Below are 1,649 nucleotides of genomic sequence, written 5' to 3'. Positions count from 1 at the left end.
GATCCGGACACAACGAAACCGCTCGGTCACCCAGGGGTTCCCCCGCAGGCACCCATGCCCCCGCCGATACCGATGCCCCCGCCGATACCGATGCCCACACCGACACCCATGCCCACACCGACACCCATGCCCACGCAGGCACCCATGCCCCCGTCGGCCCACGCGACCGCGTCAACGCCGCTGCCACCGGCCGACCCGTGGCGGCAGGCCCCACTCCCCATTCCGGCGACGCTCCAGGATCCGACCGGTCCGACCCGGCCTGACCGCCGACGAACGGCCCGCGGCCTCCGATGGCGGCGCCGGAACTGATCCGGCACACCAGCGACGTGACCCGGGCCACCGTGCCCACCGGCCAGCAGCTGAAGGCCCTGACGGCGAGCGACGCCACCGCACGGGCGGCGATACCCTCCGACCGTGCGCACGCCCCACCTCCTCCGCCGTCTCCCATTCCGGCGGCTCGCCGCAGCTCTCGCCGCCGCGGTTGTCGTCGGCCTCGGCCTGAGCGGCTGCGAGCGACCGACTCCCCTGGTGACCATGGAGTCCGGGGGACACTTCGTGCGGACGAACGCCGCGCAGTACGAGCGGGACGGGACGGTGATCCAGAAATCGGTATCACCGCCGCACATCACGGTCAGGCCCGGAAGCGCCATCAACATCGACGTGCCGACGTCGGTCGCCGACCGCGGCTACTTCCTCGTCCTGGGCAGGGAGCGGGTGACCGACAAGATCAGCGAGACGCACTACCGGTACGTTCCCGCCAAGAACACGCCTGCCCTGCTCGTGGTGTTCGCGCTTCCCGAGGCGGGCAGCTCCAGCGACCAGGCGTCGGGAAGCTGGCCGTTCCTGGTCACCTTCAAGCCCTGACCCACCGCCGGCCACTCCACCGCCGGACCGGAACCAACGACCCGCGCACACCAGCCCCCGAACGGGGATACACCGTGCGCGCAGCGTGCCACACCTCCCCACCGGGACCACGCAGCGTCGTCCGCGATGCTAAGGTCCGGCAACAAGTCCGATTTGCACCCCATCGAAAATCCCGCGCTGTTACCCAACCGTCCGGTGCGGTGGTGTTCGGGTAAATCGACCGACAGCATGCGACAACAGACGAGGACGTCCCCAGATCATGATCCGGACCTGATCGTGAGCCGTACCCTGATCGTGACCGCGGTGACCGCCGAAGCGGACGCGGTGTGTGCCGGCCTGATGGGCAGCTGGTCGAGCGGTCGGACCAGAACCCCCGTCGGACCGGGCAGCCTGGTGTCCCCCGAATGGGACCGCCAGCTTCTCACCACCTCCACCCTGGGCCCCTACGTGGGCCGGCGACGCGGACCGGTGACGGTGCTCGCGGCGGGCACCGGCGGCCCGGCCGCGGCGGCGGGCACCGCGGTGGCATTGTCGGTGGCGAGCGCGGCGGGGCAGCCGTTCAGCCTGGTGGTGGCGATGGGGATCGGCGGTGGGTTCCGCGGCTGGGCGGAGATCGGGGACATCGTCCTCGCCGATCGCATCGTCGCCGCCGACCTCGGCGCGGAGTCCGGCCTTGACGAGGAACCGCCCGCTCCGCCGATCGGCCGCATCAGCGAGATGGACCGCAATCTCGGGTTCCACAGCAACGGCGCGCCGGCACCCCGCGGCCTCGCCCACTCGTCGAA

The 1,649-nt window shown here is 71.3% G+C and carries 2 protein-coding genes; both read left to right on the top strand.

Features of this window, described 5'->3' with window-relative positions:
- The first annotated feature begins 534 nt into the window (after positions 1 to 534).
- Positions 535 to 864: a hypothetical protein gene (locus AC08ON_RS12205; protein ID WP_476616995.1), complete on the top strand. Its 330-nt coding sequence runs from the start codon at positions 535 to 537 to the stop codon at positions 862 to 864.
- Between the two features lie 276 nt (positions 865 to 1,140).
- On the top strand, positions 1,141 to 1,649 hold a 509-nt coding region (locus AC08ON_RS12200; protein ID WP_476616991.1), incomplete at its 3' end, for a nucleoside phosphorylase-I family protein.

The sequence above is a fragment of the Frankia sp. CoWAU3 genome, assembly GCF_977971855.1.
This window is presented reverse-complemented; position numbering and strand designations above follow the sequence as displayed.